The 17,652-nt window shown below is 40.1% G+C and carries 15 protein-coding genes; 9 read left to right on the top strand and 6 right to left on the bottom strand.

All coding sequences use genetic code 11. The annotated features are described in order from the left end of the window. The first annotated feature begins 131 nt into the window (after positions 1-131). Positions 132-1,670, top strand: a complete 1,539-nt coding sequence (locus tag M0R21_02015; GenBank protein ID MCK9616592.1) for a GH3 auxin-responsive promoter family protein — start codon at positions 132-134, stop codon at positions 1,668-1,670. Positions 1,671-1,676: 6 nt separating this feature from the next. After that, positions 1,677-2,312: a LysE family translocator gene (locus tag M0R21_02010; GenBank protein ID MCK9616591.1), complete on the top strand. Its 636-nt coding sequence runs from the start codon at positions 1,677-1,679 to the stop codon at positions 2,310-2,312. Here M0R21_02010 and recJ read toward each other — a convergent pair. Next, on the bottom strand, positions 2,290-4,056 hold the full coding sequence (recJ, locus tag M0R21_02005) for a single-stranded-DNA-specific exonuclease RecJ (GenBank protein MCK9616590.1): 1,767 nt from the start codon (positions 4,054-4,056) through the stop codon (positions 2,290-2,292). The genes M0R21_02010 and recJ overlap by 23 nt on opposite strands. A gap of 229 nt (positions 4,057-4,285) precedes the next feature. Here recJ and M0R21_02000 point away from each other — a divergent pair, with 229 nt between their 5' ends. After that, positions 4,286-5,140: a cation diffusion facilitator family transporter gene (locus M0R21_02000; protein ID MCK9616589.1), complete on the top strand. Its 855-nt coding sequence runs from the start codon at positions 4,286-4,288 to the stop codon at positions 5,138-5,140. 4 nt (positions 5,141-5,144) lie between these two features. Here M0R21_02000 and M0R21_01995 read toward each other — a convergent pair whose 3' ends face one another. Next, positions 5,145-6,452, bottom strand: a complete 1,308-nt coding sequence (locus tag M0R21_01995; protein ID MCK9616588.1) for an ABC transporter permease — start codon at positions 6,450-6,452, stop codon at positions 5,145-5,147. 101 nt (positions 6,453-6,553) lie between these two features. On the opposite strand from M0R21_01995, the gene purH reads away from it, so the two are divergent. From purH to M0R21_01975, 4 genes are read left to right on the top strand one after another with little or no spacing between them, the layout of a single operon-like run. Continuing rightward, positions 6,554-8,080 (top strand): bifunctional phosphoribosylaminoimidazolecarboxamide formyltransferase/IMP cyclohydrolase, encoded by a 1,527-nt coding sequence (gene purH, locus M0R21_01990; protein ID MCK9616587.1) that lies wholly within the window; start codon positions 6,554-6,556, stop codon positions 8,078-8,080. Between the two features lie 41 nt (positions 8,081-8,121). Then, a complete protein-coding gene (locus M0R21_01985) occupies positions 8,122-9,144 on the top strand; it encodes a rod shape-determining protein (protein MCK9616586.1) in 1,023 nt (340 codons plus the stop codon). 50 nt (positions 9,145-9,194) lie between these two features. Continuing rightward, positions 9,195-10,031, top strand: coding sequence for a rod shape-determining protein MreC (mreC, locus tag M0R21_01980; GenBank protein ID MCK9616585.1), 837 nt, complete (start codon positions 9,195-9,197; stop codon positions 10,029-10,031). Next, positions 10,024-10,539: a rod shape-determining protein MreD gene (locus tag M0R21_01975; protein MCK9616584.1), complete on the top strand. Its 516-nt coding sequence runs from the start codon at positions 10,024-10,026 to the stop codon at positions 10,537-10,539. Before mreC ends, M0R21_01975 begins: the two co-directional genes overlap by 8 nt. A 54-nt stretch (positions 10,540-10,593) precedes the next feature. On the opposite strand, the gene M0R21_01970 is transcribed toward M0R21_01975, so the two are convergent. Further along, complete coding sequence (locus M0R21_01970) at positions 10,594-11,859, bottom strand: sugar MFS transporter (protein MCK9616583.1); 1,266 nt, start codon at positions 11,857-11,859, stop codon at positions 10,594-10,596. Between the two features lie 414 nt (positions 11,860-12,273). On the opposite strand from M0R21_01970, the gene M0R21_01965 reads away from it, so the two are divergent. Both M0R21_01965 and dnaG read left to right on the top strand, forming a co-directional pair. Further along, entirely contained in the window at positions 12,274-13,377 is a 1,104-nt protein-coding gene (locus M0R21_01965) for an AhpC/TSA family protein (protein ID MCK9616582.1), read from the top strand. A 45-nt stretch (positions 13,378-13,422) separates the two neighbouring features. After that, the gene (gene dnaG / locus M0R21_01960; protein MCK9616581.1) at positions 13,423-15,369 is read left to right on the top strand and encodes a DNA primase; all 1,947 of its coding nucleotides are present in this window, start codon (positions 13,423-13,425) and stop codon (positions 15,367-15,369) included. Between the two features lie 140 nt (positions 15,370-15,509). Here dnaG and M0R21_01955 read toward each other — a convergent pair whose 3' ends face one another. The 3 genes from M0R21_01955 to M0R21_01945 are packed head-to-tail and all read right to left on the bottom strand — an operon-like array spanning position 15,510 to position 17,499. Beyond that, entirely contained in the window at positions 15,510-16,052 is a 543-nt protein-coding gene (locus M0R21_01955) for a CvpA family protein (GenBank protein ID MCK9616580.1), read from the bottom strand. A 2-nt stretch (positions 16,053-16,054) separates the two neighbouring features. Next, on the bottom strand, positions 16,055-16,801 hold the full coding sequence (locus M0R21_01950; protein ID MCK9616579.1) for an ATP-binding cassette domain-containing protein: 747 nt from the start codon (positions 16,799-16,801) through the stop codon (positions 16,055-16,057). Beyond that, positions 16,798-17,499, bottom strand: a complete 702-nt coding sequence (locus M0R21_01945; protein MCK9616578.1) for an ABC transporter permease — start codon at positions 17,497-17,499, stop codon at positions 16,798-16,800. The genes M0R21_01950 and M0R21_01945 overlap by 4 nt, the downstream gene beginning before the upstream one ends. Positions 17,500-17,652: the final 153 nt, after the last annotated feature.

Genomic DNA, 17,652 nt, shown 5'->3' with positions numbered 1-17,652 from the left:
TTAAACGTCTGAATATCAGGTATATTTGATATAAGATTTTGTTTTAACGGATTAAATACTTATATGCTTTGTTTGATAAAAAAAAATATTTTTAATTTTACGCCTTTATTACATTAACCAAGATCATTCGGATGCCCATATTAGGATCTATTATAAAAAGCGCTATAGAGTTCAGAAGTAAAATTCCGATCAAGGTAATCAGAAGGTCTGGAGGGATTGCTGCACAGCGCAAGGTTTTACGCAGGCTTTTGCAAAAAGCCCAGTTTACCTCATTTGGCGAACATTTTGATTTCCAAAATATCCTTAAGGAAGAAGATATAATTACTGCTTTCCAGCAAAAAGTACCGGTGTATGATTATAATTCCATTTTCAGAAACTGGTGGTACCGTGCGCTACATGGCGAAGCCTATGTTTGCTGGCCTACACAGGTAAAATATTTTGCATTGAGTTCAGGAACATCGGAAGCATCAAGCAAATATATCCCGGTTACCAACGATATGTTACGGGCTATCAAGCGTACCAGTATACGGCAATTATTTTCACTTGCACAATACGATTTTCCCCGTGAGTTTTTTGAAAAAGGAATTCTTATGCTGGGAGGGAGTACTCACTTAATGTACAATGGAACATATTATGAAGGCGACCTTTCAGGCATCACTACCGGCAATCTGCCTTTTTGGTTTCAGCATTTTTACAAACCCGGTAAACGGATTTCGAAAGAAAGAGACTGGAGTACAAAACTGGATGAAATTGTTCGTAAAGCTCCCGAATGGGATATAGGGGTCATAGTAGGCGTTCCGGCATGGCACCAAATTCTGCTCGAAAAAATTATTAAATACTATGACCTAAAAACCATACACGATATTTGGCCTAATCTTTCCATCTACGTGCATGGGGGGGTTTCTTTCACCCCTTATCAAAAAGGGTTTGAAAAACTGCTTGCCCGACCGTTGACTTATATTGAAACCTACTTGGCATCGGAAGGATTTATTGCCTATCAAAGCCGCCCGAATACCAATTCTATGCAACTTGTACTTGATAACAACCTGTTTTTTGAATTTATTCCTTTTGTTGATGAAAACTTTCATTCCGACGGGAACCTGAAGGATAATATACAAACTCTTACTATTAACCAAGTAGAAGAAAACAAGGAATATGCCATTCTGCTTTCTTCCTGTGCAGGAGCCTGGCGCTATCTTATTGGTGATGTTGTAAAATTCACATCAAAAGCTGACAACGAAATAATTATTACCGGACGTACTAAACATTTTTTGAGCCTTTGCGGAGAGCATCTTTCCCAGGAAAATATGAACCGGGCAATCGAAATGCTTGAAGAAGAATTTAATGTATACATTCCGGAATTTACGGTTGCAGGCATTAAATATGAAAATATGTTTGCCCACAAATGGTACCTGGGAACCAATGATGCCGTGGACGCAGAACTGGCTCGCCAAAAAATTGATGAATGCCTGAAAATACTGAACGACGATTACCGTGTAGAACGTATAGCGGCTATTAAAAACGTGATTGTAAAAGTATTGCCCGTAGAAGTTTTTTATAACTGGATGCGAAAGCAGGGGAAAGAAGGTGCTTCGAATAAATTTCCCCGGGTGATAAAAAATGCAAAGCTATCAAATTGGGAAGAATACCTTAAAGAAAACAATTATTAATAATAAATGACACAATATCCCTTATTTGAAGGAATTGTAATTGGACTTACCCTTTCTGTCCTGTTGGGACCTGCTCTTTTCTCTTTGTTGCAAACGAGTATCCGAAGAGGCTTTAAACAAGGTATTGTTCTTGCTGTAGGTGTTTTTTTAAGTGATGCCTTATTAGTTTCACTGTGCTATCTGGGAGCCTTGCAACTATTGGGCGACAATACTGCCAACAACCTGTTTTTTGGCTTAGTGGGCGGGTTGATTCTCATCGGATTCGGTATTTATACGTTTACACGCAAAATGGTAATTGATGAGGAAAATAATTCTATAATTGAAACAAAACAGCCCCGTTTTTATACTTATTTACTTAAAGGTTTTTTCCTGAATTTTACCAATCCGTTTATCTGGATTTTTTGGATAGGATTGATGGGATTGGTAAAAGCCAATTACAGTTCCAATCAAAACCACATACTTGAATTTTTTACAGGAACTTTACTAACGGTTTTCGCAACCGATATTTTAAAGTGCCTCATAGCACATAAAATCAGGCAAAAACTTAAACCCAAACTACTTGTGATAATTAACCATCTTGTGGGAGCTTTGCTGGTACTTTTCGGGTTGATTCTTATTGTCAGAGTTCTGCTGAGTTTTTAGCCGACAACTGAATATCCTTAATATTTAATTGTATCTCCTTTTGTCCGTTCCATTCATTTTCTTCAATATGGTAGCAGATGTCGAAAGGTTGTTCTGTACCAATCTGCGGAAAAAAATCGCCCTGCTGAAAAGCAATCGCCGAACAGGGATAACCTGATATTTCAGGGTGAATAACAGATAGTTTTACATGGTTTTTCCCTACAATACGAGCATAACCGGTATCTACCACTCCATCGGTTTGAAAAATTGGTGTCATATTTCCCGGACCAAAAGGCGCAAATTGCTTCAAAATCTGGATAAATTTTGAATTTATATCGCTGAGATTTAGCTTGCTGTCAATTTCTATTTCAGGAATTAACATTTCGGGTTTAATAGTGGCATCCACAATTTCTTCAAAGCGTTTTCTGAAAGGTTCGAGGTTTTCGGGCTTAAGGGAAAGTCCTGCGGCATATTTATGCCCTCCGAAATGTTCCAGTAAGTCGCTACAGGCATCAATGGCGTCGTAAATATCAAAATCTTTTACAGAACGGGCAGAACCGGTGATGAGATGATTGGAACGGGTAAGGATGATGGTAGGACGATAATACGAATCGGTAAGCCGCGAGGCAACAATGCCAATTATGCCTTTGTGCCAGTCGGGATTATACAGAACGGTTGCTTTTGCTTTGATCAAATCCGGATTCAGGCTAATCATTTCCAGTGCGTCCTGTGTGGTTTGTGTATCAAGATTTTTACGTTCGTTGTTGCAATCATTTATTTGTGTTGCATACGTTTCGGCATCCTGCATGGTTTTGCAGATAAGCAGCCGGACAGAATTTTTACCACTTTCTATCCTTCCGGCAGCATTGATGCGGGGACCCACTAAAAATACAAGATCGGAAATGGTAAGTTCACGACTGAAAATATTGGCAGGAAGCATGCCATCCGCTTTACGGTTTATTCCGCTATATTTCAATATTGCTTCTATCCCGGGACGGGGTTGGGTATTGATAAGTTTTAAGCCGAAATGGGCAAGAATGCGGTTTTCGCCAGTGATGGAAACAATATCAGACGCTATACTTACCACTACCAGGTCAAGAAAGCATTCAAGTTTACTGAATGGGATGTTTCTTTTTTGGGCAATAGCCTGTATAAGTTTGAATCCAACTCCACAACCGGATAGTTCATTAAACGGGTAGTGACAATCGGCACGCTTAGGATCGAGCACGGCTACGGCAGCAGGAAGGGTTTCCCCGGGACGATGATGATCACAAATGATGAAATCTATTCCTTTTTCATTGGCATATTTAATTTTTTCCACTGCTTTTATCCCACAATCAAGGGCAATAATGAGTGAAATTCCATTATCCGAAGCATAGTCAATACCCTGGTATGAAATTCCATATCCTTCTGCATAACGATCAGGGATGTAAAAATCAAGCTGATCGTACAGCGATTGCAAAAAAGTATAAACAAGGGCAACCGCCGAAGTGCCATCTACGTCATAATCTCCATATACGAGTATTTTTTCCTTCGATGCTATTGATTGTTCAATGCGTTGGATAGCTTTATCCATATCCTTCATTAAAAAAGGATCATGTAGTTGCGAAAGCTCAGGTCTGAAAAAAGTTTTTGCCTGCTCAAAGGTAGTAATGCCTCGTTGTACCAGCAGGTTCGACAGATGTTTATTTATGTTGATAGCTTCAGCCAAATGCCTAATATGCGTCTCATTACCACGTTGTTTAAGCACCCAGCGCCGTTCCATACCTATTCTTGTATTTTTATTTCTGTAAAATTAGGTAAAAATAGCCTGAAAAAACAAAATGAAAAATTGTTTTGGATAAAATGTTTTCTCTACCTGTACGATTTTACGAAACCGTCATGGTTAAAAAAATCAAATATATTAAAAATCAAGTATATAAATGGTAATAAACTTTTTATTTTTCTAAAAAAAACAAAAAGCTTATGTGTATTTTTGTAGCAATTGACTTTGTATGAGTAAAAAGAAAAATGTTGCTATATTATCGGTAGCTTCCAATACCTTTTTGATTATAATAAAACTGATAGTGGGGACTATCAGTGGTTCGGTGAGTATATTATCGGAAGCCATCCATTCAGGCATGGATTTGATTGCGGCAATAATCGCTTTTTTTTCCGTCAGAATTTCCGATCAGCCTGCCGATCCAAAACATCCTTACGGACATGGGAAATTCGAAAATATTTCAGGTGTGATAGAAGCATTGCTGATTTTTGCTGCATCTATCTGGATTATCTATGAAGCCGTGCAAAAAATGCTTATCCATGATACGGTGGATAATCTCGGATACGGATTCGTTGTAATGTTTATTTCAGCAATTGTAAATTTCTTTGTTTCGCGAAGGCTTTACAAAGTAGCCCATGAAACAGAATCCATTGCACTTGAAGCCGATGCACTTCACCTGAAAGCTGACGTTATCACATCGGCAGGGGTAGGAGTGGGATTACTGCTGATTGTGGTTACCGGTTTGCATTGGCTCGATCCGATAGTAGCTATTCTGGTTGCCTTGTTTATTATGAAAGAATCGTATGTTTTGTTAAAACGTTCTTATTCACCTCTTTTAGATACCGCTTTAACTGACAATGAAATGAAAACCATTAACCAATCTATAACAAAATTTTCCCCTAATTTTCACCATTTGCGTACCCGCCGCGCAGGGCACTATAAGTTTGTGGATTTTCATATTGAAATGGCAGAAAGCACCACCATAGGACAAGCACATGCATTGTGCGATGCTATCGAAGATGAAATAAAACAACACATTTCTAATGTGGAAGTTACCATACATGTAGAAACACCTGACGAAAAATAATCCATCAGAAAGTAGAACGCATGGCTTCTACCGGGTCGAGACGAGAGGCGGAAAATGCGGGGAACAGCCCTGAAATAAGCCCGATTCCTGCCGATACTCCGACCCCGATTAGAATATTACTCTGCGTAAGAATAAGTTCCATGTCAAAAAGAGCGGAAATAACCAATGTGCCGATGTAAATAATGGTTAACCCTATCAGCCCTCCAAAAACTGATAAAAAAACGGCTTCAAACAAAAACTCGAGAAGAATAAAATAACGTTTTGCTCCTAATGACTTCTGGATACCGATGATACCCGTTCGCTCCTTTACCGAAACGAACATGATATTGGCAATACCAAATCCGCCTACCAAAAGCGAAAATCCACCGATAATCCAGCCTACCACCGCAATTACCCGAAACAGGCTTTCGAAGCCTTTGGTAATGATACTGGTTTCATTGATGGCAAAATCATCTTCCGTTCCCGGTTTCAATTTCCTTACCTGTCGCATGATTCCGGTAAGCTCATCGGTAAGTTCTTCGTTCGACACCAGGGGCTTGGCACGGACGATTATGGTGCTTTCGATATTGTCTCCCCTGAGATCAACAAAATTGCGTATCCATTGTACCGGTATCATTACCTGGTTGTCGTTCGAATTGTCGAACATATTGTCACCTTCTTTTTCAAAGATACCGACTACTTCCACCTTTTGCCCAAAAACAGTTATTTTTTTACCTAATGCCGGCTGATTATTTAACAGGTTTGCTGCAACATCGCTACCGATGATGGCAACCGGTTTGCCGGTTACAGATTCGTTGTAAGTAAAATACCTGCCGTCGGAAAGGTTGATAGGCATTGCAATCTGATAATCGTGCGAAACAGCTGTTACTGGGGCATCTTCAATGGAGTTATTCTGAAATTTTACCGTCCTGTTTACACCCACCATGTAAGCACTTGCCTGTGATGCCTGGCTGTATTTTTGTATAGCTTCCAAATCTTCCAGGCTGGCTTCGGGGCGTTTCATGTATTTCCACCAGGCATAATTGGCATCTCCGAAAGCCCATGGCCATTTTTGAACAAACAATATATTGCTTCCCAAAGATTCTATGCTTTTATGGATGGTTATCTCAATAGAATCGAAAACTGTAAAGACAGAGATGATGGAAAAAATACCAATTGTAATGCCCAGTAACGACAAAATCGTTCTCACCTTATTGACTAAAATAGATTGCAAGGCAAAAAGATAGCTTTCGCGAAACATTCTGAGAAAAAGGAAAAAACGCCTTGTCATAGTGATGGGTATCGAACGGTAAAGGTAAAATAATTTTTCCAACTTGCTGTGAATTTTAAAAGAATACATTAATTACCTGCAAACCATTGACGGGAATATCCTTTTTTACATACCTTTGTGCACTTTCTTGAGAAAAGGTTTAAATGAACGATTTGAGAAAAATTGAAAGGGCGCTGATATCTGTTTTTTACAAGGATGGTCTCGAACCGGTGGTTAAAAAATTGCAATCTTTAGGTGTACAAATTATTTCAACCGGAGGTACTTATGACTTTATTACCTCATTGGACATACCTGCCGAAAAAGTTGAATCGTTAACAGAATATCCGTCTATACTTGGTGGACGGGTAAAAACACTTCATCCTGCAGTTTTCGGAGGAATATTAGCTCGCCGCAACGTAGCCACCGACCTTCAGGAAATACATCAATATGCCATACCCTATATTGACCTGGTGATAGTTGATTTGTACCCCTTTGCCGAAATGTTACAAAAAACACAGGACGAAGCCGAAATTATCGAGAAAATTGATATAGGTGGAATTTCGCTCATCAGGGCTGCTGCAAAAAATTATGAAGATGTTGTTATTGTTCCTTCACCGATTTATTATCCAGAACTTCTGCATCTTTTGGATACGAAACAAGGAGCTACAAACATCAACGACCGCAAAACTTTTGCTGCCCGAGCCTTCCGCGTTTCTTCGGAATACGATACCATGATCCACCGGTACTTTGAACCCGAAAATGACGAAATACCCTTTAATCGGTATTTGACACAGCCCGTACATCTTCGTTATGGCGAAAATCCGCACCAGAAAGGCACGTTCTATGGAAATATGGGTGAGGTTTTTGAACAGCTCCATGGCAAAGAATTATCGTACAACAACCTTATGGATGTTGACGCTGCCCTTCATCTCATTCATGATTTTGAAGAACCTACTTTTGCCATCATCAAGCATACCAATGCCTGCGGAATAGCGAGTCGTCAATTACTGGTTGATGCCTGGAAGGATGCTCTTGCCTGCGATCCTGTTTCTGCTTTTGGAGGTATCTTAGTTACCAACAAGCCTATAGATAACGAAACTGCTTTGGAAATAAGCAAGTTATTTTTTGAAGTAATTATAGCTCCGGGGTATCAAAAAAATGCACTTGAAACACTTCAATCCCGGAAAAATAGAATAATTTTGCAAACTTGTAAATTCAGCCTGTCCGACAGGATGTTCCGGTCGGCACTGAATGGAATGATTGTGCAGGACAAAGATACGAAAGTGGAAAGCCCTGTCGAAATGGTAACGGTTACAAAATTGGCTCCTGCTCCGGAACAGTATGATGATCTTATTTTTGCCAATATTATAGTGAAGCACAGTAAAAGTAATGCTATAGTATTGGTGAAAAACAGGCAATTACTGGCTTCTGGCGTAGGACAAACATCACGAGTGGATGCGGTTAAGCAGGCTATTGCCAAAGCAGAAATATTTGGCTTTACGCTGCAAGGGGCAGTAATGGCATCAGACGCATATTTTCCGTTTGCCGATTCGGTGGAAATTGCCAAAAATGCAGGTATTACCGCCGTTATTCAGCCGGGAGGATCCATTCGCGATGCAGAATCAATAGATTACTGCAATAACCATGGAATCAGTATGGTTTTTACAGGATTCCGCCATTTTAAACATTAAAATGAAAATAAACAGATAACTTCACCATTTAAACAAATGCTATGGGACTTTTTTCGTTCCTTACAAAGGAAATAGCGATGGACCTCGGCACTGCCAATACCATCATTATTTACAACGACAAAGTGGTAGTGGATGAACCATCCATCATTGCCATTGAAAGAAATACAAGTAAGGTAATTGCCGTGGGCAAAAAAGCCATGATGATGCATGGTAAAACCCATGAAAATATTAAAACTATCCGTCCCCTGCGCGATGGGGTAATAGCCGATTTCCAATCTGCCGAATACATGATCCGTGAGTTTATTAAAATGATAGGTACTGGAAAATCACTCTTTCCGCCGGCACTTAAAATGGTAATTTGCATCCCTTCGGGTATTACTGAGGTGGAAGAACGTGCTGTGAAAGATTCTGCCGAACAAGCCGGAGCCAAAGAAGTACGGCTTATTCATGAGCCTATGGCTGCTGCCATCGGCATCGGGATAGATGTTCTGGAACCCACCGGAAACATGATTATTGACATAGGCGGTGGCACCAGCGAAATAGCCGTTATTGCTCTGGGAGGTATTGTAAATAATAAATCCATACGCATTGCAGGCGACGATTTTAATGCTGATATTGAAGAATATATGCGCAAACAGCACAATATCAATATTGGTGAACGTACTTCCGAACAAATTAAAATAGAAGTAGGTGCCGCTATGACGGAGATAGACAACCCTCCTCCCGAATATCCTGTACACGGACGTGATATGCTGACAGGTATTCCCAAAGAAATCTATGTAAACTACGCAGAAATTGCGCATTGTCTCGACAAGTCCATTTCAAAAATTGAAGCCGCCGTGCTTAATGCCCTTGAAATGACTCCCCCCGAACTTTCGGCTGACATTTACCGTACGGGTATTTATCTTGCCGGAGGAGGGTCAATGTTGCGCGGACTTGATAAACGTCTGCATCTGAAAACGAAACTTCCGGTGCATGTGGCAGAAGACCCTTTGCGTGCTGTAGCCAGAGGTACTGGTATTGCGTTGAAAAACTTTAATAAATTTACATTTTTAATTAAATAATACTGGTAAAAAAGCAGCCGGCATCACGAAAATTCCAAAACTAAATTATTATGCTGAAGCTGTTAGCTTTTCTTTGGAAATATAAATTCTTTCTTCTTTTCCTGCTGCTCGAGGCATTGGCTTTCACCATGCTTATCTCCCAAACATATTACCAGCGAACCGTTTTTACCAGTTCGACCAACCAATTTACCGGCTCAATTTTTTCTACCGTTAACAGTATCTCCGACTATTTTAACCTGCGAAAAATCAATGATAAATTAGCTCGTGAAAATGCCATGCTCAGAGCACATGTATCTTCCTCTTTTCTTACTGCCGATACCAATATGTTCTTTATAGACGATACTCTCTACAAACAGCAATACCGGTACATATCGGCAAAAGTTATTGCCAATACCACCAGTAAAAGAAATAATTACCTGATGCTGAACAAAGGCAGAAAGGATGGGATTAAAAAAGATATGGCTGTGATAGCTGCAGATGGTGTTGTGGGAATTGTAAATGAAGTTTCTGCAAATTTTTGTTCCGTAATGTCGTTGTTGCACGGCAAATCGCACATCAGTGCTAAAATAAAAAAGAATAACCAGTTGGGAACCCTTGCCTGGGAAAACAATTCGCCTGTTTTCGCGTACCTTAAAGAAGTGCCTACTCATGTTATTCTGAAAAAAGGAGATACTATTGTTACAAGCGGATTTTCCAATCTGTTTCCGGAAGGTATAATGATAGGAACAATATCAGGCCATTATGTTAATCCTGGTGATAATTTTTATACGATAAAAATACGGCTTTCTACCGATTTTAATGCTATAGGTTACGTGATGGTGGTTAAAAGTCTTTTAAAAAAGGAACAAACACAGTTGGAAGAACTTTCGAAAGATAAAGATGAATAATACTTATCTCATCAACGGATTGCGGTTCATCGCATTGGCAGTGGTTCAAATTTTTATCCTGAACAACATTCGATTTGCAGGATTTATGAATCCTTATATTTATGTATTGTTTATCTTGTGGTTGCCTTTTGAAACACCCGGTTGGCTGCTGCTTTTGCTGGCATTTGCGATAGGGTTCACAATAGATATGTTTTCAGGAATAATGGGGATGCATACGGCTGCTACTGTGCTGATGGCATTTGTCCGTCCGGGTTTGCTAAAGCGTATTGCCGTACGCAGCCAATACGATACAGGTTTACAACCAGGGATTCAAGATTTCGGCTTTCAATGGTTTTTTTCCTATGCATTAGTGCTGGTACTGGTGCATCATTTTTTGCTGTTTTACCTCGAAGTATTTAGCTTCCGTGATTTCCTTGTTACTTTATCAAGAGTTATTTTCAGCACTGCTTTTTCTCTGGTTTTAATATTTCTTACCGAATATCTTTTTCTAAAAGCAAAAAAATCTTAACACGAGATTCTCTCATTAAATCCATAAAAAAGACTACGCCTCCGCATAAGATTATTATTTCCAACTTTTTATTTTGCATCCACGGGTGCCGTAATGTAAAATATACAAATAGCAGGGAACCATAATCCAATAAGCCTGCCTGTGTCCGATAAAGGTAAGATCGGCAAGCCTGCCGTACAGCAAAGGCAATAAAGCACCCCCGGCTATTGCCATGATAAGCATTGCCGAACCGGTTTTGGTAAATTTCCCCAGCCCATGGATGGCAAGAGGCCAGATGGCAGGCCACATCAGCGCATTGGCTAATCCTAATATGGCAATAAATAATACCGAAATATATCCGGTAGTAACAATGGCAATTATACTAAAAAGAATTCCCACTACCGCCGAAACGGTTAACGCTTTGGACTGCGAAATCAGCTTAGGAATGGCAATAATACCGATGATGTAACCGATTACCATCGCAGTTAATGTATATGCCGTAAAATTTTTGGCTATCGAAAGTGGAATTCCCTGCGACTGCCCGTACATGCCGATGGTATCGCCGGCAATTACTTCCACACCCACATACAGGAAGATAGCCAGTACGCCCAAAACAAGGTTAGGAAACTGAAAAATAGTGTTTTTTGTTTCAGGAACTCCTTTTTCCGTTACATCCTCAGGCTCCGACTCAATTTCGGGAAGCGGCGAAAAGCGTATCATCAATGCCAGCCCAATCAAAACGGCAGCCATGATACTATACGGAAAAATAACGCGGGCAGCTATTGCATCCAGCCTGACGGCTCTTTGTGCAACATCCAATTGTTGAATTTCTTTAACCAATGTATCGGCATCGGCAAGTATGATACTTCCCAGTATGATGGGAGCAAGTACCCCTGCGACCTTGTTACAGATACCCATTACGCTGATACGTCGGGCAGCACTTTCTATCGGACCAACAATAGTAACATAAGGATTGGATGCCGTTTGCAATACCGACAACCCTGTACCTATAATAAAAAGACCTGTAAGGAAAAGTTCGTAAGTGCGGGTTTGCGCCGCTGGAATAAAGAACAGTGCTCCCACTGCCATCACGGCTAACCCCAGCATCATTCCATTTTTAAAACCTGTCTTCTTCAATACCCACGATGAGGGCAATGCCATCACAAAATAAGAAATATAAAAAGCAAAAGCCACCAGCATAGCTTGGAAGGTATTCAGCTGGCAGGCAATTTTTAAATATACTATCAGCGTTCCGTTAAGCCAGGTTACAAATCCGAAAATAAAAAACAAAATGCCAATGATAAATGTAGCTATAAAGCCGGAAGAAATAGTTTTTTTCATAGAAATATTGATTTTCAATGATTGTGTATAATTATGCCCTAATTAATCAGGGCTTATAAAAACGGGGAGTAAATATACATGGAGTATTGACAAATAAAAAATTTGTCTTTATTTCTATACCGCAGGTAAAATACTTATCCGTTCCGGGTACAATTGTAGATAGTTACAATATTGTATTTAAAAACAGGAAAATCATACAGACCCTGGAATCTTGCATTGTTTACAAAAACCCATCCTCTGTTATCTGTGTTCTAAAATCCAAAAACAACTAATCACTAACGGCGTTGGTATTTTGCTGTTTAATTTCTTCCCTGTTGCACAAAACAAATCTTTATTCTACTTTCGTATGCCTGTTATATAAAAATATATCCGTCGTTTTTAAATCTATTATTCACTAATTTAATCCTATTTATCATGAAAAAATCCTTCCTCCTTTTAATGATACTTTCTGTTTTGATTGGCTGTACTGCCAAAAAGAAAGAACGTACCGATTTTACCATTAACGGAACACTTACCGGTATTACCGATGGAAAAGTATTACTCCAGAAACGCGAAGCAGGAGCATTTATCACCGTTGACTCCGCTATAATCAGCCAGGGAAAATTTACCCTGAAAGACAGCATTGCTATGCCCGAAATGTTTTACCTGAGCATAGCCGATAAGCCCGAAATGTTGCAACTATTTGTAGAAGCCTCCGATATTACGGTTACAGCACATGCCGACAGCCTTGCCAATGCCAGAGTAAGCGGCAGTATCACCCACAATCTGTATGCCGACTACCAGAAACAAACCGGAACTTTCGACCACCGTTCCGACAGCATTTATCAGATTCTTCTTCGTGCAAAAGATAAAAAAGACCTGATAGTAATTCATTTACAGGATTCTATGTTAGAAGCTACTGACAAGGAAAAAATTGAATTCACCAAAAATTTTATCACTACAAACAAAACATCGGTAGTAGCACCTTTCTTGGTAATACAAAATGCCTATATGCTTACATTGAAAGACCTACAGGATTTTTATGCCGCAATAGATACATCGCTTACCGCATCAAAATACATGGTGAAAATGAAAGAACGGATTGGTATACTGGCAAAAGTAGAACCCGGACAGTCTGCTCCTGATTTCAGCCTTAACACTCCCGAAGGCAAACCGCTCAGCTTATCATCTTTTAAAGGCAAATGGCTACTGATTGACTTCTGGGCTTCGTGGTGCGGTCCTTGCCGTGCCGAAAATCCCAACGTAGTAGCTATTTACAAAGATTTTCATAAAAAAGGACTGGAAATACTCGGCGTTTCATTCGATAAAACCAAAAAAGATTGGCTGAAAGCCATCAGCGACGATAAACTTACCTGGAACCATGTTTCCGACTTGCAATACTGGAACAACGCCGCCGGAAAACTGTACGGGATAAATTCCATCCCTTCCAATGTACTGGTGGACAAAGAGGGCAAAATTGTTGCCAAAAACCTCACAGGAGAAGATCTGCGAAAAAAAATGAAAGAAATTTTTAAATAACAAACACCATAACCTGAAACTCGAAAGTATAAATTTGAAATTAAAATGATTCGCCCCGAAGTGATACAAACCATCCTGGAAACCGCCCGCATCGAAGAAGTGGTGGGTGAGTTTGTGTCGCTTCGCAAACGGGGGACCAATTATATTGGATTATGTCCCTTCCACAACGAAAAAACTCCATCATTCAATGTTTCCCCTGCAAGAGGAATTTTTAAATGTTTCGGCTGCGGAAAGGCCGGCAATTCTGTGGGCTTTATCATGGAACACGAACATTATTCGTATCCTGAAGCCCTAAAATTCCTTGCCAGAAAATACCATATCGAAGTAGAAGAGGAAGAACAAACCCCTGAGCAAATACAGGTACAGAATAGAAAGGAGAGCCTATACCATACCACGGCTTTTGCTCAGAAATTTTTCACCTCTTCCCTTTTCGAAAACGAAGAAGGAAAAGCTGTTGGATTGACATATTTCCACGAACGTGGTTTCCACGAAGAAACCATTAAAAAGTTCCAGTTGGGCTATTGTTTCGATAAATGGGATACTTTTACCCGTCATGCGCTGGAAAATGCCTATAAACTGGAATTGCTTAACGAAACTGGACTTACCATTTCGCGCGAAGGAAAAAATTTCGACTTCTTCCGTGGCAGGGTGATGTTTCCGGTGCATAACCTTACAGGTAGCGTAATTGGCTTTGGCGGACGTATCCTCACCGGCGACAAAACCAAGCCCAAGTATATTAACTCGCCCGAGTCGGATATCTACAACAAAAGCAAGGCGCTGTACGGGATATTTTTTGCCAAAAATGCCATTCTTGCTCAAGATAACTGCTTCCTGGTAGAAGGTTACACCGACGTTATCTCCCTCCACCAGGCAGGCATTGAAAATGTTGTCGCATCTTCAGGCACATCGCTTACCCCCGACCAGATTAAACTTGTAAAACGGTTTACACCCAACATCACCATACTGTACGATGGCGACCCGGCAGGCATAAAAGCCTCTTTCCGGGGCATTGATATGATTTTGGAAGAAGGAATGAATGTGAAAATCGTCCTTTTCCCGGAAGGAGAAGACCCCGATTCCTTTGCCCGAACGCGCCGTTCCGTCGAAGTGCAGGCGTTTATCAGCAATAATGCCTCTGACTTCATCAATTTTAAAACCGGTTTGCTGCTCAACGAAACCGCCGGCGATCCTATTCAAAAGACCAGGCTCATCAAAGAAATTGTCGGAACCATTGCACTGATACCCGATGCCATTACCCGTACGGTGTACATCCGTGAATGCTCCATGTTGATGAACATTACTGAGCAGGCACTGATGAACGAACTAAACAAAGTGCTGCGAAACCGTTTTACCCGAAATCTTACCCCCCAGGAAAAAGAAGCCATTCCCGAAGTTGTTCCCATTATCCAGCCCCGTCAGGCTACGGCTGATACTCTGGAAAGCGAATTCCAGGAGCACGAACTGATACGCCTGATGCTTTTGTATGGTAACAAACCATTGCAATGCGAAGTAGCAGAAGAAACTCCTTTTAAAAGAAAATACACGGTAGAGGTAAAAGTTGCCAATTACATTCTCAACGACTTAAAAAAAGACAATCTGGAGTTTAAAAATCCCCTTTATCAAGCCATTTCTGCTGAATTTTCCAACATGGAGAATGCTTTCCCTGACGAACAGTATTTTTTCAATAACCCCAACCATACGTTGTCGGTAGCCGTAATTGATATTTTAAGTACGCCCTATCAATTGAGTAAAAACTGGAGTAAAAAACATATTGTAGTCCCGCTTGAAGAGGAAAAGCTGAAAGAAGCCGTTGACACCTCCATTCTCGCCTTTAAAGCCAAAAGGGTGGAACAGATGATTACCGATAATATTCGGGCATTAAAACTGTCAACCGACGAAGAAGAGGTAATCTCCATCCTTACCCAACTCAAATCGTTGAAAGACATCAGTAATATTATCAATGGAAAGTTGGGCAGAATTGTTACCCGGTAACATTTTGTACCATGTTGTCACTGATATATAAGCGTGGGTTTTGGGAATTTTTGCCGCAATTTTTGTAATAACCGCACTTATCGGTTTTTGCGGATTGTATGTATTATTCGGTATTAAAACCTGCCTGGCAAAAAAATAAATTATTTTGATGGTACATATTTGGCTTCTTGTTTTTCTTTTCCGGGAGGAGGTATGCTAAAGCTACCGGATTTCAAACCGGGAAGTATCCGGGGGGCAAAACTCTCCACCGGAAAATAAAGAATGGATTTTTGCTTATGTTCCGGTTTCAATAATTTTTGATAAGGATCAAGGCGATTGATGAGGAAAAGTAAAACACTCAGAATAAAGGCTGTTTTTGCTACACTGAAAGCTATTCCCGCCAGGCGATTGAAAATTCCCAGAGATACCATTTCTATTGCTTTTTCAAGCACTTTCCCCAATAAATAGATGATGGCAAGTACAAGCAGGAAAGTGGTAGCAAAGGCAATTATCGAAAGGTATCGTCCGTGAAAACCAATAATATTCTTGAAAAAATCGCTTGAAAAACTGGAAAATTTGACTGCAAAATAAAAACCGAGAATCAAACCTGCAAGCGAAGCCGCTTCAATGATGAATCCCTTTGTAAATCCTTTATATATTGCCCACATGAGAGGTATTCCCAAAATAACATCTAAAAAATTCATATTCATTTTTTAATTCTTCTGGTGAGTTCAGTTGCAAAGACAAAGTCATTGAGTTCGGGAATGCCCGAGTGAAGAATTTCATTTTTGTCTCCGGTCCACCAGAGTGTATTTTGATACAGAAATGCAATATTATCACCAATTTCGAGTACTGAGTTCATATCATGCGTATTAACCACGGTGGTAATTTGGTACTCCTGGGTGATTTCATGGATAAGGTTGTCAATAACATTGGCTGTATGCGGGTCTAAACCGGAGTTGGGCTCATCACAAAACAGGTAACGGGGATTCATGGCGATAGCCCGTGCGATGGCAACCCGCTTTTTCATTCCACCGCTCAGTTCGGAAGGCATTAAATTATTTACATTGGTAAGATCAACCCTTTGCAGGCAAAAATTAGCCCTATCGCGTTTTTCTTCTAAGGTTTTTCGGGTAAACATCGAAAGCGGGAACATCACGTTTTCTTCTACATTCATCGAATCGAACAAAGCACCTCCTTGGAAAAGCATTCCAATTTCCTGCCGGATACTTTTCATTTCGTCAAACGACATTTTGGTAAAGGAATGATTATCGAAAAAAATCTGTCCTTTATCAATTTCAAAAAGACCTACTAAGCATTTCATAAGCACTGTTTTCCCCGATCCGCTTCGCCCGATAATCAGGTTTGTTTCACCCGGGCGGAAATTTACCGAAATATTTTTCAGTACCGTTTTTTCTCCAAACGACTTGTATACTCCCTTAGCTTCAATCATGTCAGCAGAAGTTTGGTAAGAATAAGATTGAAAATAATAATCATAATACTGCTTCGAACCACTCCTTTGGTGCTGGCATCTCCCACTTCCAATGCACCTCCCCGTGTAATAAATCCGCAATATCCAGAAATAGAAGCGATTAAAAAGGCAAAAACAACTGTTTTAATTAACGCATATATAATATCGTATGAATGAAAAAACGCCTGAACGCCGTATACAAATTCGTAAGTGCTGACCATACCCGACAATGCCCCAGCAGCCCATCCACCCGTAATTGCCAATACCATACTGAGCATGATTAAAATAGGGTTAATAAACATGGATGCAGCAATTTTTGGCATGATAAGAAAACTTGCCGGGTTAATACCCATGATTTCGAGGGCATCTATTTGTTCGGTTACCCGCATAGTACCAATTTCGGAGGCAATACGCGAACCCACCTTCCCGGCTAATAACAAGCTGACAATAGTGGGTGAAAATTCCAGAATTACCGATTGGCGGGTAGCGTACCCTATGGTATACAAGGGTATCATCGGGTTATCAATGTTAAAGGCTGTTTGCAGGGTAAGAACGGCTCCCATGAAAACAGAAATGATCGCTACTATCCACACTGAATCTATCCCCAGGTGATCAATTTCTACCAGAAGTTGCTTATAATAAATCCTCTTCTTTTCCGGCTTTTGAAATACCTGCCTCATAAGCAGTAAGTAATTGCCTACATCGGAAAAAAACCGCATTGTATAATAATTTCCGCTAAAATACAATTATTAGTCTGTTTGCACAATAATTTTCGGGTTGGGGCTTTTTATATACTTTTGAAAAATATTAAAAAAGAACTTCCATGTTTCGTT

Source organism: Lentimicrobiaceae bacterium (genome assembly GCA_023227965.1).
Lineage (GTDB): Bacteria > Bacteroidota > Bacteroidia > Bacteroidales > JALOCA01 > JALOCA01.
Note: the sequence above shows the minus strand (reverse complement) of the source record. Positions and strands in the feature narration are given on the sequence as shown.